This window comes from Micromonospora sp. NPDC004704, assembly GCF_053601675.1.
In genome coordinates this window covers 87,648-106,647 of sequence record NZ_JBSGCD010000021.1, presented here as the reverse complement: position 1 = coordinate 106,647, position 19,000 = coordinate 87,648, and the positions used below count along the sequence as shown (strand labels likewise).

19 protein-coding genes are annotated in these 19,000 nt (G+C 71.6%); 7 read left to right on the top strand and 12 right to left on the bottom strand.

The window, feature by feature from the left end:
* Window position 1 precedes the first annotated feature (1 nt).
* From ACWEFB_RS25485 to ACWEFB_RS25475, 3 genes are all read right to left on the bottom strand, one after another.
* Window positions 2–844, bottom strand: a complete 843-nt coding sequence (locus ACWEFB_RS25485; RefSeq protein ID WP_452289265.1) for an MBL fold metallo-hydrolase — start codon at window positions 842–844, stop codon at window positions 2–4.
* A gap of 122 nt (window positions 845–966) precedes the next feature.
* The gene (locus ACWEFB_RS25480) at window positions 967–2,493 is read right to left on the bottom strand and encodes a leucyl aminopeptidase family protein (protein WP_452289263.1); all 1,527 of its coding nucleotides are present in this window, start codon (window positions 2,491–2,493) and stop codon (window positions 967–969) included.
* A gap of 156 nt (window positions 2,494–2,649) precedes the next feature.
* The gene (locus ACWEFB_RS25475) at window positions 2,650–2,817 is read right to left on the bottom strand and encodes a DUF3117 domain-containing protein (protein WP_007455245.1); all 168 of its coding nucleotides are present in this window, start codon (window positions 2,815–2,817) and stop codon (window positions 2,650–2,652) included.
* Between the two features lie 190 nt (window positions 2,818–3,007).
* Here ACWEFB_RS25475 and ACWEFB_RS25470 point away from each other — a divergent pair, with 190 nt between their 5' ends.
* Together ACWEFB_RS25470 and ACWEFB_RS25465 are read left to right on the top strand one after the other, a co-directional pair.
* The gene (locus tag ACWEFB_RS25470) at window positions 3,008–3,823 is read left to right on the top strand and encodes a PaaX family transcriptional regulator (RefSeq protein WP_326562407.1); all 816 of its coding nucleotides are present in this window, start codon (window positions 3,008–3,010) and stop codon (window positions 3,821–3,823) included.
* Window positions 3,824–3,828: 5 nt separating this feature from the next.
* Window positions 3,829–4,620, top strand: coding sequence for an enoyl-CoA hydratase-related protein (locus ACWEFB_RS25465; RefSeq protein ID WP_326562406.1), 792 nt, complete (start codon window positions 3,829–3,831; stop codon window positions 4,618–4,620).
* A 75-nt stretch (window positions 4,621–4,695) separates the two neighbouring features.
* Here the strand turns inward: ACWEFB_RS25465 and ACWEFB_RS25460 are convergent, their stop codons facing one another.
* Genes ACWEFB_RS25460 through ACWEFB_RS25445 form a run of 4 tightly spaced genes read right to left on the bottom strand, consistent with a single transcriptional unit; the run spans window position 4,696 to window position 7,141 of the window.
* On the bottom strand, window positions 4,696–5,262 hold the full coding sequence (locus ACWEFB_RS25460) for a hypothetical protein (RefSeq protein WP_452289260.1): 567 nt from the start codon (window positions 5,260–5,262) through the stop codon (window positions 4,696–4,698).
* A gap of 30 nt (window positions 5,263–5,292) precedes the next feature.
* Window positions 5,293–5,910, bottom strand: a complete 618-nt coding sequence (locus ACWEFB_RS25455; RefSeq protein ID WP_452289258.1) for a DNA-3-methyladenine glycosylase I — start codon at window positions 5,908–5,910, stop codon at window positions 5,293–5,295.
* A 56-nt stretch (window positions 5,911–5,966) separates the two neighbouring features.
* Window positions 5,967–6,467: an SRPBCC family protein gene (locus tag ACWEFB_RS25450; protein ID WP_326562403.1), complete on the bottom strand. Its 501-nt coding sequence runs from the start codon at window positions 6,465–6,467 to the stop codon at window positions 5,967–5,969.
* Window positions 6,464–7,141 (bottom strand): DivIVA domain-containing protein, encoded by a 678-nt coding sequence (locus ACWEFB_RS25445; protein WP_452289256.1) that lies wholly within the window; start codon window positions 7,139–7,141, stop codon window positions 6,464–6,466. The genes ACWEFB_RS25450 and ACWEFB_RS25445 overlap by 4 nt, the downstream gene beginning before the upstream one ends.
* Window positions 7,142–7,268: 127 nt before the next feature.
* Here ACWEFB_RS25445 and folP point away from each other — a divergent pair, with 127 nt between their 5' ends.
* Complete coding sequence (folP, locus tag ACWEFB_RS25440; protein ID WP_326562401.1) at window positions 7,269–8,138, top strand: dihydropteroate synthase; 870 nt, start codon at window positions 7,269–7,271, stop codon at window positions 8,136–8,138.
* Window positions 8,139–8,159: 21 nt separating this feature from the next.
* On the opposite strand, the gene ndhC is transcribed toward folP, so the two are convergent.
* Together ndhC and ACWEFB_RS25430 are read right to left on the bottom strand one after the other, a co-directional pair.
* Complete coding sequence (ndhC, locus tag ACWEFB_RS25435) at window positions 8,160–8,540, bottom strand: NADH-quinone oxidoreductase subunit A (protein WP_326562400.1); 381 nt, start codon at window positions 8,538–8,540, stop codon at window positions 8,160–8,162.
* Between the two features lie 30 nt (window positions 8,541–8,570).
* Window positions 8,571–8,795 (bottom strand): hypothetical protein, encoded by a 225-nt coding sequence (locus tag ACWEFB_RS25430; RefSeq protein WP_452289253.1) that lies wholly within the window; start codon window positions 8,793–8,795, stop codon window positions 8,571–8,573.
* 172 nt (window positions 8,796–8,967) lie between these two features.
* Here ACWEFB_RS25430 and ACWEFB_RS25425 point away from each other — a divergent pair, with 172 nt between their 5' ends.
* The 3 genes from ACWEFB_RS25425 (at window position 8,968) to ACWEFB_RS25415 (ending at window position 13,619) form a co-directional block, all read left to right on the top strand.
* Window positions 8,968–10,455, top strand: a complete 1,488-nt coding sequence (locus ACWEFB_RS25425) for a hypothetical protein (protein ID WP_452289251.1) — start codon at window positions 8,968–8,970, stop codon at window positions 10,453–10,455.
* 289 nt (window positions 10,456–10,744) lie between these two features.
* Entirely contained in the window at window positions 10,745–12,592 is a 1,848-nt protein-coding gene (locus tag ACWEFB_RS25420; RefSeq protein WP_326562397.1) for a 2-oxoacid:acceptor oxidoreductase subunit alpha, read from the top strand.
* Window positions 12,585–13,619, top strand: a complete 1,035-nt coding sequence (locus tag ACWEFB_RS25415; protein ID WP_452289249.1) for a 2-oxoacid:ferredoxin oxidoreductase subunit beta — start codon at window positions 12,585–12,587, stop codon at window positions 13,617–13,619. The genes ACWEFB_RS25420 and ACWEFB_RS25415 overlap by 8 nt, the downstream gene beginning before the upstream one ends.
* A gap of 76 nt (window positions 13,620–13,695) precedes the next feature.
* Here the strand turns inward: ACWEFB_RS25415 and ACWEFB_RS25410 are convergent, their stop codons facing one another.
* A complete protein-coding gene (locus tag ACWEFB_RS25410) occupies window positions 13,696–14,712 on the bottom strand; it encodes a potassium channel family protein (protein WP_452289247.1) in 1,017 nt (338 codons plus the stop codon).
* A 301-nt stretch (window positions 14,713–15,013) separates the two neighbouring features.
* On the opposite strand from ACWEFB_RS25410, the gene ACWEFB_RS25405 reads away from it, so the two are divergent.
* The gene (locus ACWEFB_RS25405) at window positions 15,014–15,550 is read left to right on the top strand and encodes a phospholipase (protein WP_452289244.1); all 537 of its coding nucleotides are present in this window, start codon (window positions 15,014–15,016) and stop codon (window positions 15,548–15,550) included.
* 83 nt (window positions 15,551–15,633) lie between these two features.
* On the opposite strand, the gene ACWEFB_RS25400 is transcribed toward ACWEFB_RS25405, so the two are convergent.
* Window positions 15,634–18,498 (bottom strand): NB-ARC domain-containing protein, encoded by a 2,865-nt coding sequence (locus ACWEFB_RS25400; protein WP_452289242.1) that lies wholly within the window; start codon window positions 18,496–18,498, stop codon window positions 15,634–15,636.
* 228 nt (window positions 18,499–18,726) lie between these two features.
* Window positions 18,727–18,957: an FmdB family zinc ribbon protein gene (locus ACWEFB_RS25395; protein WP_326562392.1), complete on the bottom strand. Its 231-nt coding sequence runs from the start codon at window positions 18,955–18,957 to the stop codon at window positions 18,727–18,729.
* Window positions 18,958–19,000 lie beyond the last annotated feature (43 nt).

Genomic DNA, 19,000 nt, shown 5'->3' with positions numbered 1-19,000 from the left:
TTCAGCCCTTCACGGCCCGCGCCGAGTTCCACAGCACGCCCCGGTTCACCCGGTCGGGGTAGAGCGCGAGCATGTAGTCGTACAACTCCTGCGTGCTGTTCGTCCGTCCCATCCCGGCCTCGAAGTCGCGCAGGTAGCCGCGGGTCTCCTCGATGATGTGCGGCCCGTCGTCGGCGCCGTCGCGCTTGTGCCCGGCGACCACCGAGGTGGGGTTCAGCGCCGCGACGGTGTCCAGGGCCGCATGCCACGCCCCGATTCCTCCGTTGGCGGCCTCGCCGAGGTAGAGGTGGACGTCGTTGTAGACGGAGTCACCGGCGACCACCAGCTCGAGGGACGGTACGTAGAGAGCGGTGGTGTCGTCGGTGTCGCTGTGCCCGAGTTCGACCACGACCAGCCGCTCGCCCTCCAGGTCCAGGGTGTGGTCGGCCAGCGGTTCGGCGACCACCAGACGGTCGGACAGCTGGTTGGGGAACTGGACCCGCCAGATGCCGTCGAGCCACTTCGGGCCGAGCTGCTGGCGCATCCGCTCGACCACGTGGGCAGCCGCCACGACCTTCGCCGCCGGGAAGCGGTCCAGCACCACCGACGTGCCGAAGAAGTGGTCGCCGTGGCCGTGGGTGATGAAGATCGTGGTCAGGTTCTTGCCGCTGGCGGCTACCCAGTCGGCCAGACCGGTCGCCTCGGCCGTGGTCAGCAGGGCGTCGACCAGGATCGCGTCGCGCTCGCCCGAGATGAGGGTGGAGGTGGTCGGGGACCATCTCCGCTCCGTCTCGCCCGGCGGCAGGTCGTCGGAGACCGCCGGCTTGGGCGGCGCGACGTACGTGGAGTAGCTGAGCGAAGCCATGTCGCGTCCTCACGGTGTCGGCGTACCTACGGCATCAAGCCGTCCCAGGCCAACACGTAACCATCCGGGGCACGTTCCCCGTGGCGTAACAACGGATCAGACCCCACCCGAGCGGCGGAGGGCTATCCCAGGTCGCCCAGCCAGCCCAGGTCGCCCAGCCAGCGCAGGAGCGTACGGACGCCGTACCCGGTGGCGCCCTTGACCACCGGGCCGTCGTTGCCCTCGGCCCAGGAGGGTGCGGACATGTCGACGTGCACCCAGCGGTCGCGCAGGGGGCCGGTGAACTCGCGCAGGTAGAGCGCGGCGGTCACCGAGCCGGCGCCGCTGGCCGGGGCGCTGTAGAGGTCGGCGATGTCGCTGCCGAGGTACTCGACGTAGTCGTTGGTCAGCGGCATCCGCCAGGCGAGTTCCCCGGCGGTACGACCGGCACCGATCAGGGCCTCGGCCAGCTCGTCGTTCTCGCTGTAGAGGGCGGCGTGCCGCTTGCCGAGGGCCACCGCGTTGGCGCCGGTGAGCGTGGCGATGTCGATCAGCAGGTCCGGGGCGAGTCGCTCGACCGCGTACGCGAGCGCGTCGGCGAGTACCAGCCGCCCCTCGGCGTCGGAGTTGGTGGTCTCGCTGGTCAGGCCGCCGTAGTGGCGGATCACGTCACCGGGGCGGAACGCCGAGCCGCTGACCATGTTCTCGGCGAGCGGGGCGAGGGCGGTGATCCGTACCGGTAGTCGCAGTTCGGCGGCCCCGAGGGTGGCGGCGACGATGGCGGCGGCGCCCGCCATGTCCTTGCGCATCAGCTTCATCGCCTCGCGCGGCTTGATCGAGATGCCGCCGGTGTCGAAGGTGATGCCCTTGCCGACCAGCACCACGTGGGTGCTCGCGCCGGCCGGGTGCCAGCTCAGTTCGACCAGGCGCGGGCCGGTGGCCGAGCCGTTCCCGACGGCCAGGATGCCGCCGAAGCCCTCGGCGGCTAGCTGCTCGGGTTCCCGGATGCTGACGGTCAGCCCGGGGTGCTCGGCCGCGGCGGCGACGATCTGGTCGGCGAGCCACTGCGGCGACTTGGTCGAGGACGGCGTGTTGATCAGGTCGCGGGCGAACCGGGTGGTCCGGGCGGTCACCCGGGCCAGTTCGAGGGCCGGCTCGTGGGCGGCCGGATCGGCGACCGCGACCAGCACCTCGGTGAGGCCGGCGGGCTCGGTCGCCTGGGCCAGTCGGAACCGGTACGACGCCAGCCACAGTCCCTCGGCCAGCCCGCGTACGGCCTCCGGGGTGACATCGGCGGGCATCGCTATAGTGATCGAAGTCTCACGAGTGGTACGGGCGATCGCCGCTCCCGCGGCCCGCCAACCGGCCTCGTCGGCGGCTCCGACGCCGACCAGCAGCAGCCGGCTGGGCTGACGCAGCGCCCGGACCGAGAGATGGGTGGTGCCCGCCGAACCGGTCTGTTCGACCAGCGGCAGCAGCGCGGTCGCCTCGGCGAGCAGGTCCTCCGGCAGGGCCAGCGCGGTCGGCGGCAGTTCGGCGAGGGGACCCTCGTCGCGGGCGGTCTCCCCGGTGCTCCGGCCCCGGTCGGGCGCGGTCGCTTCGACGGGGCGGACGGGCAGGGCGAGGGCGTCGAACCCGGTGGGATCGGCGACGAGACGAATGGTCAGCACGCCGACCGTACCTCCAGGGAATCGTGGAACGAGCAGGCCGTCGACGCGGCTTCACCGCGCTCGGGGCCCGGGTAACGTGCTGGGTCACCGGCAGCACCGGTGACCCAGCACGGACGAAGGTCCGGGCACGCGGCGCGCCCGGACCTTCGTGATCACTTAGCCCGCGGCGGCCTTCAGCGCGTCACCGAGCGCGTTGGCCTCGTCAGGAGTCATCTCGACGACGAGCCGGCCACCACCCTCCAGCGGAACCCGCATGACGATGCCCCGGCCCTCCTTGGTGACTTCCAGCGGACCGTCGCCCGTCCGCGGCTTCATCGCCGCCATGTTGTCTCCCCTCAGACCTTCACCAGGGTCGGTGGGTTGCCCCACATCCACTTCGTCGACATACCCGCGCTCACGGCCCGCGGTGCCGACCCACGATTTTCCCTGATGAACACCGCCGGACCCAAACCGAACCAGCAACGCTGTAACAGCGTCTAGCATATCTTGCGAAGGGCTGTCACAATGTGCGGTCATGCAGGCACGGTCGGCACTCTTCGACCTGTACGGCGACTATCTGCGCGGCCGAGGTGGCCGTGCGCCGGTCGCCGCCCTGGTCAAGCTTCTCGCACCGCTGGGGATCGCGCCACCGGCGGTACGGACTGCGGTCTCCCGCATGGTCCGTCAGGGCTGGCTCTATCCGGCCCGCCTGAGCAGCGGACCCGGTTATCTGTTGAGCCCGAAAGCCGCCCGCCGGTTGGACGAGGCAGCTGCTCGAATCTACCGTACCGGCAAGATCGGCTGGGATGGCCGGTTCGACCTCATCGTGCTGCAACCGCCACCGGCCCGCCGGGACCGTCAGCGGCTCGACACCAGCCTCGCCTTCCTCGGGTACGGCATGATCGACGAGCAGACCTGGGTAGCCACCCGCACCGGTGAGGAGGTGGACGGGGTCCTCAGCGAGGCCGGGGTGCGCTACGAGCGGTTCTCGGCCTCGCACGCCGCCGGCACTCCGGGCGCGATGGGCCTGGTCCGCCGGGCCTGGGACCTCGACGAGATCGGCCGGGCCTACGAGGGGTTCATCGCCGAACAACGCGCCCTGGTCGGCGCGGTGACCGTACGCAGCAGTGACGAGGACGCGTACGCGGCCCGCTTCCGCCTGGTGCACGCCTGGCGTACCTTCCTCTTCCGGGATCCGCAGTTGCCTCCGGCGCTGCTGCCGGAACGGTGGCCCGGCACCAGCGCGGCCGCCTTCTTCGACCGGCATGCGGCACGCCTGCGTCCCGCCGCCGATCGGTACGTCGAGCACTGCCTCGACGTCAGCAAGGTTCCCCGACAGAAGGGCCCGTAGAAATCGTGACCGAGCCGTTGCTCATCGAGCGTGCCGACGCCGTCGTCACCCTGACCCTCAACCGCCCCGAGGCGATGAACTCGCTCAACGTCGCGCTCAAGGTCGCGTTACGGGACACCCTCGCCGAGCTGGAGACCGACCGCTCCTGCCGCGCGGTGGTGCTCGCCGGTGCCGGCCGGGCCTTCTGCACCGGTCAGGACCTGCGCGAGCACGTCGAGACCCTGCGCACCGGCCGGGCCGACCCGCTGGGCACCGTACGGGCGCACTACAACCCGATCGCGGCCCGGCTGGGCAACCTGCCCAAGCCGGTGGTGGCCGCGGTCCGGGGCATGGCCGCCGGTGCCGGCGCGTCGCTGGCGTTCCTCTCCGACTTCCGGATCGGTGGACCCAGGACCACCTTCCTGATGGCCTTCGCCAACGTCGGCCTGGCCGCCGACACGGGTGCCTCCTGGTCGCTGCCCCGACTCGTCGGGCACGCCAAGGCGGTCGAGCTGCTGATGCTGGCCGAGCCCGTACCGGCCGCCGAGGCGGACCGGCTGGGCCTGCTCACCCAACTCGTGGAGAACGACGACGACGTCCTCCCGGCCGCGCAGGCACTGGCCGCCCGGCTCGCCGCCGGCCCGACCGTGGCGTACGGCGCGATCAAGCGGCAGCTTTCGGTCGGTGACGCCGGCACGCTCTCCGAGGCCCTCGCGGCCGAGGCTCAGGCGCAGGCGATCTGTGGTGCCACCGAGGACCACCGGGCCGCCACCGCGGCCTTCGTCGACAAGCAGCGGCCGGTCTTCGTCGGCCGCTGAGCCGCTCCTGCGGGACACCGACGGCGGCGGGACGGGTCCCGCCGCCGTCGGGACGCGGCCACCTTAGGGGCGGTCCTAGTCGTCGTCCTCTTCCGGATCCTGGTTGGCCTCGACGCCGAGCACGAACGCCTGCATGGCCAGTTCGTTCCCGGCCGGGGAGACGAACGCCGGCAGTTCCTGGGGCCCGAGGTCGCGTACGTAGGACCAGAAGATTCCGACCGCCTCGGCCGGTGACGCGGCCTCGATCGGCAGGTCCAGGCTGACCAGCCAGGTTCGCCGGTCGCGCGGCGGTCCGACCAGGTCGGCCAGGGTCCGGTAGGTGGCCGGGTCGACCGGGGTCAGGAGTCCGTCGAGGGTGAGCTGGTGGACCTCGGTCGGGGCGTCGAAAACCCGTCGGGTGTACGTCACCACCAGTGCTCCGGGTCCCTCACCGTCGGGGTCCCGGTCCTGCTCCACCCCGTACGGGGTGACCCGGCCCAGTGCCACCAGGAGCGGGCTCCCGCCGTCGCGCAGCACCAGCACCGGGTCGCCGTTGACTGGCCGGTGCGGCCCTTCCAGCCCGGTGAACTCCACGCTGTCGTGGTGGTAGAGCCGCTCCGCCTCGTACCGCTCGTCGCTGATGACCACCGCCCAGGCGTTCATGCCCGAGCCTCGTTCCGCTGACCCATGGGTCTATCCCATCACGGCCGCTACCGGCGCCTCGGAACGACCGGTGGGGTTCGTCCGCCGGGCGTGGCAGCCGACCAGGTGGTCGTCGACCATTCCGGTGGCCTGCATCAGCGCGTACGCCGTGGTCGGGCCGACGAACCGGAAGCCCCGCTGCTTGAGCGCCTTGGCCAGGGCGGTCGACTCCGGCGTACGCGCCGGCACGTCGGCGAAGGTGAGTGGTTCGGCCCGCTGCCGGGTCTGCGCGAAGCTCCAGAGCAGGTCGGAGAGCCCGTCGGGCAGGTCGAGCGCCGCGCGGGCGTTGTTGATGGCCGCCTCGATCTTGCTCCGGTTACGGACAATTCCGGCATTTCCCAGGAGCCGCTGGACGTCCGACTCGTCGTACCCGGCGACGGTCTCCAGGTGGAACCGGTCGAACGCCACCCGGAACGCCTCGCGCTTGCGCAGGATGGTCAGCCAGGAGAGCCCGGACTGGAACGCCTCCAGGGTGAGCCGCTCGAAGAGGGCGTCGTCGCCGCGCAGCGGCCGTCCCCACTCCTGGTCGTGATATGTCGCATAGTCCGGCGTGCTCGCGCCCCAACCGCACCGGGACAGCCCGTCCGCGCCGATCACCAGATCCGTCACGGTCACTACGGTAGGTCAGGCCGCCGGCCGGCGCTAACCCGCCGGCAGGGCCGTGATCAGGGCAACTGCCCGCTCTCGACCAGCCGGGCGAACCGCTTCAGCGCCTGGCCGAGGCTGAACTTCGAGCCGGGCCAGAGCACCGGCCAGGCCCACCGGCCGACCGTGCCGCCGGGCAGGTGGAACCACTCGTGCCAGACCACCTGGGTCCGCTCGCGGTCCATCGGGGTGCAGCGCAGCACGCCCGGCCCGCGCAGCAACCGTCCACAGTGCAGGACCCGCAGCTCGTACGGGGCATCCACCCGGATCACCCGCATCTCGTCCCGCAGGACCGCCGGGCCGACAGTGGTCACCGCCTCGATCAGGCTGCCCTCGCCACCGTCGCCCTCGACCACCCGGACCTTGGTGAACGGAATCCATTCGCCCTGCCGCTCCCAGGCGGTGAAACCGGCGAACACCGTCGCCGCGGGCGCCCGCACGATCACCGTCGCGGTGACCTCACCCGCGCCCGGCTGCCGTACGGCATCGTCGAAGGCTTCCGGACCGGTGGACCCGGTCACCCGCGCTCCGACCGGAGCCCCGGGCCCGCGCTCTCCGCCCGTGCCCCCGCGTCCTCCTCCGTCGCGTCCCGGAGGGATCCACCGTCGGAGTCGGTCTCGGCCGTGGCGGCGTCGATCTGTACGGGTGCGATGTCGGTCCGGGCCGGGGCAGTGTCTGCCGTGCCCGAACCCGCCGGGGCGGTGGCGGAGTCTCCCGTGCCGGCGTCCGGGTCGCCGGCGCCGGAATCGGCCGGGATGACGCCGTCCGGGTCCCCGACCTCGGGCCGGTGGGCCGGCGAGCCGTTCTGGGCGACCGCTGCCCCGGCGGCGGCCGTCGCGAGAGCCGCCGCCCGGGCACGGCGCAGCTCGTCGGCGTCCGCACCGCGACCCTCTCGCAACGCCTCCACCTCCGCCTCCAGCACGCCGATCAGCTCGTCCTTGTAGCCGATGTCGTAGGCCGCCCGCGCGAACGCCTGGTCGACCTGGCTCATCCGGTACCCGCGCAGCGCGGTGTCGAACCGCACGTCGCTGACATCGGACTCCGCCAATGGACGGCTGGCCGGCAGCGGCACCGCGCGCCCGTCCGGCTCGGCCGGCGCCAGACCGGGATCGGTGCCGGTCAACAGCACGGTCACGCCGAAGACGACCGCGGCGGCGGTCAACGCCACAACCAGGAGGAGGAGAAACTGACCCATAGAAGAATCGTGTCACGCCCGACCCGGCCGGGCGACCCCACCACCCCGCCGGAGTCCCGTCGCACCGCCGTCGCCGGCGGCCGGTTAGCGTCGGGACCATCGGTGGTCGGTTCGAGAAAGGTTCCGGATGGGTCGGACGTTACGGCTGGGTACGCAGACCTTCGCTCCCGGTGACCTGGCCGTGATGGCGATCGTGAACCGTACGCCGGACTCGTTCTTCGACCGCGGCGCGACCTTCGCCGCGGACGCCGCCCTGCGTGCGGTGGAACGGGCGCTGGCCGAGGGAGCCCAGATCATCGACATCGGTGGTGTGAAGGCCGGTCCCGGGGCCGAGGTCGGGGTGGCCGAGGAGATCCGCCGTACGGTGGCCACCATCGCCGCCGTACGGGCCGCCTTCCCGGACGTGGTGATCTCGATCGACACCTGGCGGGCCGAGGTCGCGGTCGAGGCGGTGGGCGCCGGTGCGGACCTGCTCAACGACACCTGGTCGGGTGCCGACCCGGCACTGGCCCAGGTGGCCGCCGAGACCGGTACGGGCCTGGTCTGCTCGCACGCAGGCGGGCTCAGTCCGCGTACCCGGCCGCACCGGGCGGCCTTCGACGACGTGGTGGCCGACGTCGTGTCGACGGTGACCGGCCTCGCCGAACGCGCGGTCGCCCTCGGGGTACGCCCCGACGGGATCCTGATCGACCCGGCGCACGACTTCGGCAAGAACACCCGGCACTCGTTGGAGATCACCCGTCGGCTCGACGAGCTGACCGCGACCGGCTGGCCGGTGCTGGTGGCCCTGTCGAACAAGGATTTCGTCGGCGAGACGCTGGACGTACCGGTCGACGAGCGACTGGAGGGCACCCTCGCGGCGACCACCGTCTCCGCCTGGTTGGGTGCCCGGGTCTTCCGGGCGCACCAGGTACGCCAGACCCGGCGGGCCCTCGACATGGTCGCCTCGATCCGGGGCGACCGCCCGCCCGCGCTCTCCCGACGCGGCCTGGCCTGAGCGCCCCGCCCTTCCTGACCCTCAGTCGGACCAGCGGAGGATGTTCTTGCGCCAGGCGTAGAGGATGCCCAGGGCCAGTACGGCCACGAAGATCGCCATCTCGACGACGGTGACCAGGCCGAACCCGGGCCGGTCGAACACGACCGCCCAGGGGAAGAGGAACACCGCCTCCACCGCGAAGAGCACGTAGAGGTAGGCGTAGACGTAGTAGCGGATCTGGACCTGGGCCCAGCCGCTGCCGACCGGGTCGACCCCGCTCTCGTAGGTGGCCCGCTTGCCGGGCGGGTCGGCCGGGTGGGCCGGGCGGAGCACCCGGTTCGCCGAGAACGCGCCGACGAAGACCAGGACGCTGGCGAGCAACAGGAGCCCGAGCGTCGCGTACGAGCCGAGGTAGCCGCTCATGGGCGGGAGCCTACCGGTACGGGGAGTCGGTCAGGGCCGACCGGCGCCCAGCAGGCGGTAGCGGCTGCCGTACCTGCGGCGGACCTCCCGGTGGGTGACGCCGAGTGCGAGGGCGATCTGGGGCCAGTTCAGGCCGGCGTTGCGGGCCCGCCGTACCTGTAGCGCCTCGGCCCGCTCGGCGCTGCGGCGCAGTTCCCCGGCGGCGCGCAGGGCCCGTCGGGGGTCGTCGTCGGACTGTTCTGCGACCAGTGGCATGACGGCACCTCCTCATCCTTGCCGTCAACATACGTTGACGAGCCTCGAGTCGTCAACAAATGCTGACGCCGACACCCGCCCGTTACGGATTTGTTCCGTGTGGAGTCGCCGTACCCGGCCCGGCCGCGCCGAATAATGAACTCACCAAGCGGGGGAACCACCGGAGGGCTGGATGGCAGGCGTCGAGTTCGGACCACGTACTCGCGCGTACCCGCACACCCTCGGCCGGGTCGGCGACCGCGCCGGTCGCGGGGTGGTGACGGGCGCCGCCCTGGCCCTCGCCGCGCTCGTCGTGCTCACCGCCGGAGGACTCGCCGCGCTCACGGCTGCCGAACCGGGTCGGGCAGCCGCCGCCGGCACGCGAATGGTGCCCGAATCGGAGGAGCCCGGCGGCGGAGGGACCACCCCGGAAGACCCGGAGCCGAGCCAGCCCCCGGAGACCGAGCAACCGTCGCCCACGCCCACCTCGGTGCCGACCACCGAGATACCGACCGACGTGCCGACAACGGTCGTGCCGACCGAGCCGCCCCCGCCGGACGATCCTCCCGTGACCGGCGGCCCCGGCCCCGTCCCGACCACCCCGACACCGTCGAATGCCCCGCCGAGGCCCCGGCCACAACCGGGCCAGCCCCGCCTCGGCGTCACCGTGACCACCGGCGACATCAACCTCACCAGCGCCTACTGGGGCGCCCGGAGCACCACCGCCGACCTGCTCGTCACCGTGGCGAACACCGGTGACGTCCCGCAGCACGTCCGAATGCGGTACACGCTGCCCGCGGGCGTCACCGACGCCGGCACCCAGGGCTGTTCGGCCGCCGGAGCCGGGACGTACCGGTGCGGCGCCTGGACCGCCGCGGCGGGTGCCCGGTTCACCGCCCGGATCCGGGTCTCGGTCGCGGCCGACGCCTGGCAGCAGATGCCGCTGGACGGCTCGGTGCAGGTCAGCGCCACCGACCCGGCCCGGCCGACGCTGGCCGCGGTCACCGACGACGAGGGGTTCGCGGTGCTCTTCCCACCCGGCCCACCGTCGGCCGGGCTGACGCTCGGCGCCGACGAGGTCAACTTCGACGTGACCGGGGGGCCGACGACGCTGTCGGTCCGGCTCGGCAACACCGGTACGGCCGACGCGGCGGGCACCGCCGAGGTCGTGCTGCCGGCCGGCGTCACCGTGCCCACCCCGCCGGCCGGGTGCCGCTCCACCGACCCCTCGCCGAGCGCTCCGGCGCCGACCGGCACCGATCCGGCCAGCCCCGACCCGAACGGCACCGGGCCGCGACGGGTCGCCTGCGACCTCGGACCGATCCGGGCCGGACAGACCGCCACGGTCCGGCTGCCGGTCAACGCCACGGCGGACGCCCAGCGGACGGCACCCCTGTCCGGCGCCGCCATCGGCACCCTCACCCCGGCGCACGGCCGGACCAGCCGGATGCAGATGAGCTTCCGGATCAACGCGGTCGCGGCCAGTTCCACCTCGACGGCGGCCGGCGCGGCGCCGGCCGGCTCCCAGGGGCTGCTCCCGGTGGTGCGACCGGTCTCACGCCCGGACGACGGGCTGACCGGCACCCAGCGGACCGCGATCGGACTGATCGTGGTCTCCGGCCTGCTGGTGGTGCTGGCGCTGACCCTCGCGGCCGTGACGCTGCGGCGGCACACCCCCTGACCGGGGCGGATATCGCGATCGTGCGGACTTGTTCCGCGGCCGGGCAATCAGCGGCATCGGCCACCGGCTTCGGGCGATGATGGATCGGGAACCGGACCCGAACCCCAGTGATCTGGGTTACGTCGATCGAGTTTCACCCGGCAAATACCGGCAAATGCGCTTTCTTGCCCTTCCCATCCGACGGACCTGGGGGAAGGTTTACCTAAGGGTCCGACGTAGGCTCTCGGTTGAGAGACAGGCGGGGACAGACCATTTGGCGTACGAACCGCCGCCGGCGACAGGAGGTCACGTGACCAAGCAGGTCCGTCAACTGGATCGGGTGGTGATCCGGTTCGCCGGCGACTCCGGCGACGGGATGCAGCTCACCGGCGACCGCTTCACCTCGGAAACCGCGCAGCTCGGCAACGACATCTCGACCCTGCCGAACTTCCCGGCCGAGATCCGGGCACCCGCCGGCACCCTGCCCGGCGTGTCCAGCTTCCAGGTGCACTTCGCCGACTACGACATCCTCACCCCGGGTGACGCGCCGAACGTCCTGGTCGCGATGAACCCGGCGGCACTCAAGGCGAACCTCACCGACCTGCCCCGCGGCGCGGACATCATCGTCAACACCGACGAGTTCACCAAGCGCAACCTGGCCAAGGTCGGTTACGCGGTCAGCCCCCTCGAAGACGGCTCCCTGGACGGCTACGCGCTGCACCCGGTCGCGCTGACCTCGATGACCATCGGGGCGCTCGCCGAGCTGAACGTCGCCAAGAAGGACGCCGAGCGGGCCAAGAACATGTTCGCCCTCGGCCTGCTCTCCTGGATGTACTCCCGGCCGTACGCGTCCACGATCCGGTTCCTCGAACGCAAGTTCGCCAAGCGCCCCGAGCTGATCGCGGCGAACACCGCCGCCTTCAAGGCCGGCTGGAACTTCGGCGAGACCACCGAGGACTTCGGCGTCCGGTACGAGGTCAAGCCGGCCAAGATGAGCCCCGGCACGTACCGCAACATCACCGGTAACGCGGCGCTCTCGCTCGGCCTGGTCGCCGCCGGCGTACGGGCGAAACTGCCGGTCTTCCTCGGTGCCTACCCGATCACCCCGGCCTCGGACATCCTGCACGAGCTGAGCAAGCACAAGCGGTTCGGCGTGACGACGGTGCAGGCCGAGGACGAGATCGCGGCGATCGGCGCGGCCCTGGGCGCGTCGTACGGCGGCGCCCTCGGCGTGACCACCACCAGCGGCCCCGGTGTCGCCCTCAAGGGCGAGACGATCTCGCTCGCGGTGGCGCTGGAACTGCCGCTGGTCATCGTCGACGTGCAGCGGGCCGGTCCGTCGACCGGTATGCCGACCAAGACCGAGCAGGCCGACCTGAACATGGCGCTGTACGGCCGGCACGGCGAGGCACCGGTCGCTGTGATCGCCCCGAGGTCCCCGTCGGACTGCTTCCACGCCGCGATCGAGGCGGCCAGGATCGCGTTGACGTACCGCACGCCGGTGATCCTGCTCTCGGACAACTACGTCGCCAACGGCTCCGAGCCGTGGCTGCTGCCCGAGGTCGACTCCCTGCCCGACCTCCAGGTCGAGTTCGCGACCGAGCCCAACGGCGAGGACGGCACCACGTTCCTGCCGTACCTGCGCGACCCGGTGACGCTGGCCCGACCGTGGGCGATCCCCGGCACGGCTGGTCTGGAACACCGGATTGGCGGTCTGGAAAAGGCCGACAAGACCGGTGACATCTCGTACGACCCGGCGAACCACGACTTCATGGTCCGTACCCGGGCGGCCCGGATCGAGGCCATCCCGGTGCCGGACCTCGAGGTGGAGGATCCGGACGGGGACGCCCGGGTGCTCGTCCTCGGCTGGGGTTCCACCTACGGCCCGATCGGCGCGGCCTGCCGCGCGCTGCGACAGAAGGGGCTCTCGGTGGCCCAGGCGCACCTGCGCCACCTGTCGCCGATGCCGGCCAACCTCGGCGAGGTGCTGAAGGCGTACGACCGGGTGGTCATCCCGGAGATGAACCTCGGCCAGCTCGCGCACGTGATCCGGGCCCGGTTCCTCGTCGACGCGATCAGCTACAACCAGGTCCGGGGGCTGCCGTTCACCGCCGCCGAGCTGGAGTCCATGCTGGAAGAGGTAGTGAAGAATGCCTGAGCCCCTCGCCCTCAAGCTCACCGCCAAGGACTTCAAGTCCGACCAGGAGGTGCGCTGGTGCCCCGGCTGCGGTGACTACGCGATCCTGGCCGCGATCCAGCAGTTCATGCCGGAGTTGCAGATCCCGCGCGAGCGGACCGTGTTCGTCTCCGGCATCGGCTGCTCGTCGCGCTTCCCGTACTACATGAACACGTACGGGATGCACTCGATCCACGGGCGGGCCCCGGCGATCGCGACCGGCCTGTCGGTCTCCCGGCCGGACCTGTCGGTCTGGGTGGTCACCGGTGACGGCGACGCCCTCTCGATCGGCGGGAACCACCTGATCCACGCGCTGCGCCGCAACGTCAACCTGAAGATCCTGCTGTTCAACAACCGGATCTACGGCCTGACCAAGGGTCAGTACTCTCCCACCTCGGAGGTCGGCAAGATCACCAAGTCGACCCCGGTCGGCTCGGCGGACTCGCCGTTCAACCCGCTGTCGCTGGCGCTGGGCGCGGAGGCGACCTTCGTCGCCCGCACCATCGACTCCGACCGCAAGCACCTCCAGTCGGTGCTCCGGGCCGCGGCCGAGCACCAGGGGTCGGCGTTCGTGGAGATCTACCAGAACTGCAACATCTTCAACGACGGCGCGTTCGACCAGCTCAAGGAGCCGGGTACGCGCGACGACTACCTGATCCGGCTGGAGCACGGGCAGCCGATCACGTTCGGCTCGCAGGGGCAGTTCTGCGTCGTACAGACGCCGGGCGGCTTCGGCCTGGAGGTACGCGAAACCGCCGCCGTACGCCCCGAGGACATCGTGGTACACGACAGCGGGGTGACCGAGCCGGCGTACGCGTTCGCGCTCTCCCGGCTGCCCGGGTTCGACCTGCGCAACACCCCGATCGGGGTGCTCCGGAAGGTGTCCCGGCCGTCCTACGACAGCATCGTGCAGGAGCAGGTCGCGACCGCCGTGGCGGGCAACAGCGAGACGCCGGAGCAGCAGCTCGCCGGCCTGCTCAACAGCGGTGACACCTGGACCATCATGTAGTTCAGCACCGACAGACGTCGACGGGCCTCACGGAAAACCGTGGGGCCCGTCGAGGTGGTGCGGTCAGTCTGAGTGGTCAGGCCGTGGACGAGGACGTGGACGTCCGGTCGTCGCGTACGTAGACCAGCATGTCCCCGGTCTCGATCCGTACCCCGGCCGGCTCCACCACGGATACCACCTTGCCGCGCCGGATCAGCGCGATGACCAGCGCCTCGACCTCGCGGGGCGAGGTGCCGACCTCGTGCCGCTCGGCCGAGCGCATCGCCAACGCCATGCCCTGGCCCGGAGTGAGCAGGTCCTCGACCACGTCGATCAGCGGCGGGGCGGAGGTGGAGAGCCCGAGCAGGCGGCCGGCGGTGGCCGACGAGACGATCACGTGGTGCGCACCGCTCTGCTTCAGCAGCGGCGCGTTCTCGGCCTCCCGTACGGCCGCGATGATCCGTACCTGCCCTGCGGTGAGCTGCCGTACGGTGAGCGCGACCAGGACCGACGCGTCGTCGCTGTCGGTCGCGATGATCACCGCCTTGGCGTTCTTGACGTGTGCCTCGTTGAGCACCGAGGACCGGGTGGCCGAGCCCTCGATGGCGACCAGTCCGGCCGCGGTGGCCTGCCGCACGGCGGTCGCGCTCCGCTCGACCACGACGATCTTCGACTTGTCGTAGTCGGTTTCCAGCAGGGCGCTGATGGCACTGCGGCCCTTGGTGCCGTAACCGCAGATGATGACGTGGTCTTTCACAGTTTTCCTCCACCGCGTCATGCGGAGGTTGGTGCGGTACTGCTCGGTCAGGACTTCCAGCGTCGTGCCGACCAGGATGATCAGGAACAGCACCCGGGCCGGGGTGATGATCAGGACGTTCACCAACCGGGCCGAGGGCGAGGTCGGGGTGATGTCGCCGTAGCCGGTGGTCGAGAGGGTGACCACCGCGTAGTAGGCGGAGTCGAGCAGGGTGAGGCTGTCCTCGTTGACGTCCCGGTAGCCGTCCCGGTCCAGGTAGACCACGAAGACGATGATCAGCACCAGGCCGATCGCGGCGAGAAGTCGCAGGCTGAGGGCACGTAACGGGCCCTGCCGGACGGCGGGGAAATGGATCACCGCGGGCCCGGCCCGATCGCCACACTCTGCTGCACGCCCACAACATAGCGGGTACGTCCGGCCGGGACCGCACGGGCGGCCGGCACGGGCATCGGCACGGCGTCAACCGGCGCGGCGCCCCGGTGACGGCAGCCCCCACACATTCGCCTGTTTCGACGCATGTCGACAAATATTCACGCTAGATCGAGATCGACGTCCGGCGATTCACCGAGACTGTACGGACCCGGTACCCACCGGTAACAAACCCCCGTTCCCCCCGATGCCCCCACCAGGGGCGTCACTCGTCCCGGAGGTATCCCCCATGCCCCGTCGGTTGACCACAATGCTCGCCGCCGCAGCGTTTGCCCTGCTCGGCGTACTCGGCGTCGCCTCGCCCGCAGCCGCGGTGACGCCCGCCCAGAAGCTCTCCGTCCTGACAAGTTGGACCCAGACCAGCGCCGGCAGCTACGGCAACTGGAACGCCGCCCGGACCAACCGGGCCCCCTGGGCCGAATACAACTTCGACTGGTCCACCGACTACTGCTCGTCGAGCCCGGACAACCCCCTCGGGTTCAACTTCGAGCTTTCCTGCTACCGGCACGACTTCGGATACCGCAACTTCAAGGCGATCGGCCAGTTCCCGGCCAACAAGTCCCGACTGGACAGCGCGTTCTACGAGGACCTGAAGCGCTCCTGCGCCACGTACAACTCGGTCGTACGCCCGGCCTGCATCAGCCTGGCGTGGACCTACTACCAGGCGGTCAAGGTCTTCGGCAAGGTCGCCGTGAGCCAGGCCGACCTGGACCGGGCGGCCAAGATGAAGTCCGACGCGGAACGGGCCGCCGCGCTCGTCCACTGAGAAGCGTTTTCGTCCACCGAGCAGGGTTCACCGGTCGGCCGGGCTCACCCCGTGAGCCCGGCCGGGCGGGGCGGACCGGCCCGTCAGGAACCGGGATGCTCACGGCGGTCGAGGGCCTCGCGCGCCGGATCGGTCTGGACCAAGCCGCGCCCGGCCCTCGACCGCTGGGCCGCCTGCTCGACGCCGGAGAACCGGATCGATCCGGCGGCCAGGTCGGGATGGTCGACCGCGAGGGCCACCGCCGCCGCCTCCTCCAACGTCAACTCGGCCCCCTCCGCGTAGGCCGCGTCGAACGCCACGTCGCCCAGCACCCCCCGCAGCCCGGCCTGCTCCTCCAGCCAGTACTGGCCGAACATGCCGGCCGTGCTGCGCATCGCGGACCGGGTCGCCTGGGCCGCCCCGAACAGACGGGCGGCGGTGATCGGGTCACCGCCCCACGCGCAGCGCACCGCGATCGCGTTGATGGTGTCGCAGGCGCGGCCGTGGAATCCGTGCCCCATCCGGGACCGGAGCGCCACCACCAGGTGGTCGTGCGCGGCGACCAGGTCACCACGGGACAGCGCCACCATGCCGAGCAGCATGTCGACCGACCTCCGGGCCCGCTCGGTCGGGCGGGCCGCCTCCACCGGCCGGGCGGCGCCGAGCAACTCCGCGGCCTCGTCCAGGGCGCAGCGCCGCCAGAGCAGTTCGGCCAGGCTGTAGACGGCGAACAACGCGTCACCGGAGACGTCGTTCTGGTGCGCCCAGGCGATCACCTCGCGGCACACCCGCTCGGCCTCGACGAGTTGTCCCATGTCGATCAGCGGCGCGGCCCTGCCCGCCAGCACCCGGGCCTGGAGGCCGGCGTCACCGGCCTGCCGGGCGGCCGACTCGGCCCGCTGCGAGAAGCGCAGCTCCTCGGCGAACTCGCCGTCCGCCCCGGCGTGCAGCGAGTGCATGTGGTACGCCGCAGCCAGCTCCGCCTCGGGAATCCGCTCGCCGGTCTCGGCGATCCGACCGTAGAGCCGGAACAGCCAGAGCCGTCCCTCCCGGGCCAGCCCCCGTTCGCGCCACCACTGGTCGAGCCCGCCGGCCAGCCGCAGTCCCTCGCGGGCGCTGCCCCCGGTCGCGGTCCACCGCAGCGCGGCACGCATCTCGTCGGCCAGCGGGTCGAGCGCGTACAGCGAGAGGGTGACCGGCCGGTCGTCCGGCCCGAGGTACGCCCGTTCCAGCGCGTGCAGCGACCAGGCGACGTGCCGGTCCCGGGCGCTCTGCTCCTCACCGGCGTCGACCAGCCGGCGGGCGGCGTAGGCGCGGATCGGGTCGAGCATCCGGTAGGTGCTGCCGGAGACGTTCGGCTCGACCTGGATCATCGACTTGTCGGCGAGCACCGAGAGCGGGTCGAGCGGATCGTCGTCCAGCAGCCACTCCACCGTGGCCAGGTCGACCGGGCCGGAGAAGACCGCGAGCCAGCGCAGCAGCCGCGCGGCGCGGGGCCCGAGCGTCCGGTACGACCAGGTGACGGTCGCCTGCATGGTGACGTGTCGCTGGGTCGCCGAGCGTTGGGCGGCCCGGGCGGCGGCGACCGGGGGCACGTCCAGGGCGGCGGCGGCCAGGTCGACGGTGTCGTGCTGGTTGGCGATCCACCGGGGCGCGGCCTCGCTCGGCTGCTCCGGTTCGTCCCGCCCGGCGTCCAACGCGCCGAGCACGTCGTCCAGGCGGCCGGCGAGCTGACTGGCCGAGAGCACCCGCAGCCGGGCGGCGGCCAGCTCGATCGCCAGCGGGAGCCCGTCCAACCGGGCCACCACCCGTTCCAGGTCGGCCGACTCGGCGGGGCTGGAACGTCGCCCGCCACGGGCGGCCACGGTGCGGTCCAGCAGCAGGGCGATGGCGTCGCTCGGGCCACCGCCCGGTCCCGGTTCCACGGAGAGCGGCGGGATCCGCCACACCACCTCACCCGGCAGGCCCAGCGACTCCCGGCTCGTCACCAGCACCCGTACGCCGCTGCCGCCGGTCAGCAGCCGGGCGATGACCTCGGCGCAGGCGGCCGGCTGGGCGTCACAGGTGTCGAGCAGGAGCAGCATCCGCCGCGACGCGGCGTACTCGACCAGGGTTTCCGACATGGGCCGGCCGGGCTCGGGCCGCAACCCGAGCACCGCGGCGATGGCGAAGGCGACCAGGCCCGGATCCGTCACCGCGGCGATGTCGACGAACCAGATCCCGTCGGGGTACGTCTCCACGTCCGCCCCGGCCACCTCGACCGCGAGTCGGGTCTTGCCCGCCCCACCGGCCCCGACCACGGTGACCAGCCGGTGCTCGTTGACCAGGCGGTCCAGCTCGGTACGTTCCGCCCGGCGGCCGACGAACGAGGTGACCTGGGTCGGCAGGTTGTGCGGTACGGCATCCGCGGTACGCGGCCGGGGGAACTGGCGCTCCAGCCCGGGTGCGACCAGCTGGAAGAGGCGTTCCCGGTCGTCGAAGCCGCGCAGCCGGTGCAGTCCCAGGTCGAGCAGCGAGGCGCCGGGCGGCAGCGGTGCCGCGTGCCGGGCGGTGGCGCCGGAGCAGAGCACCTGCCCGCCGTGGGCGGCGGCGGCGATCCGAGCGGCCCGGTGCACCTCGGCGCTGGCGTACTCGCCGGCGAGCGGCTCGGCGTGTCCGGTGTGCAGCCCCATCCGGACCCTCGGGGTGGCCTCGGGGGTGGGCCATTCGTGGCTGGCCAGCGCGCGTTGCGCGGTCAGGCAGGCGTCCAGTGCGGCTGCCGCGTCGGCGAACGCGATGAAAAACGAGTCGCCCTCGGTGAACAGCTCCGTGCCGTCGCTCGCGGCCAGGGTGGAGCGGAGCAGCCGTCGGTGCTCACTGAGCACCGGGCGATAGCCCGAACCGAGCATCTGGGCCAACCGGGTTGAGCCCTCGATGTCGGTGAACATGAAAGTCACCAGCCCACTCGGCAGGTGGATCCGTACCGACATGCGTGGAACCTCCGCCCCCTGGAAGTCGCGTTCATGCTGCCGCATTTCGACGTCACAGCGCATCGTAGGAACGGACGGGGCGTGACCGCCCCAAGTGCCAACCCGCTACGTGACCATGGAGGAACGCCTAAATCTCTGCTCCTTGAGCAATTTAGACGTTCGCGGCACTTCGGGCATTATGCACAGTTACGACAGGACGCGGAGCGGGCGAGCAGCGGGGAGAACCGCTCAACAACCGCACGCGCCGCCGCAGCAACCGCCACCGCCGCCGGACGGACCGGCCCCCATCGAGCCACCCGTCGCCGATCCGCCGCGACCGGTGACCGACACCGCGGAGAGCAGCTTCACCGTGTCGTCGTGGCCCTGTGGGCAGGCTGCGGGCGCGGACGCCTCGGCCATCGGTCGATTCATCTCGAACGTGTCACCGCAGGCGCGGCAGCGGAACTCATACCGGGGCATGGCAACAGGGTACGACCGCACCTGACGATTTTCGGTGGATGGG

Coding starts and splice junctions, on each gene's coding strand:
- ACWEFB_RS25395 (WP_326562392.1), bottom strand. CDS start 18,957: ATGCCCCGGTATGAGTTCCGCTGCCGCGCCTGCGGTGACACGTTCGAG.
- ACWEFB_RS25405 (WP_452289244.1), top strand. CDS start 15,014: ATGCCCCGTCGGTTGACCACAATGCTCGCCGCCGCAGCGTTTGCCCTG.
- ACWEFB_RS25470 (WP_326562407.1), top strand. CDS start 3,008: ATGCAGGCACGGTCGGCACTCTTCGACCTGTACGGCGACTATCTGCGC.
- ACWEFB_RS25485 (WP_452289265.1), bottom strand. CDS start 844: ATGGCTTCGCTCAGCTACTCCACGTACGTCGCGCCGCCCAAGCCGGCG.
- ACWEFB_RS25460 (WP_452289260.1), bottom strand. CDS start 5,262: ATGAACGCCTGGGCGGTGGTCATCAGCGACGAGCGGTACGAGGCGGAG.
- ACWEFB_RS25430 (WP_452289253.1), bottom strand. CDS start 8,795: ATGCCACTGGTCGCAGAACAGTCCGACGACGACCCCCGACGGGCCCTG.
- ACWEFB_RS25475 (WP_007455245.1), bottom strand. CDS start 2,817: ATGGCGGCGATGAAGCCGCGGACGGGCGACGGTCCGCTGGAAGTCACC.
- ACWEFB_RS25400 (WP_452289242.1), bottom strand. CDS start 18,498: ATGTCGGTACGGATCCACCTGCCGAGTGGGCTGGTGACTTTCATGTTC.
- ndhC (WP_326562400.1), bottom strand. CDS start 8,540: ATGAGCGGCTACCTCGGCTCGTACGCGACGCTCGGGCTCCTGTTGCTC.
- folP (WP_326562401.1), top strand. CDS start 7,269: ATGGGTCGGACGTTACGGCTGGGTACGCAGACCTTCGCTCCCGGTGAC.
- ACWEFB_RS25415 (WP_452289249.1), top strand. CDS start 12,585: ATGCCTGAGCCCCTCGCCCTCAAGCTCACCGCCAAGGACTTCAAGTCC.
- ACWEFB_RS25445 (WP_452289256.1), bottom strand. CDS start 7,141: ATGGGTCAGTTTCTCCTCCTCCTGGTTGTGGCGTTGACCGCCGCCGCG.
- ACWEFB_RS25425 (WP_452289251.1), top strand. CDS start 8,968: ATGGCAGGCGTCGAGTTCGGACCACGTACTCGCGCGTACCCGCACACC.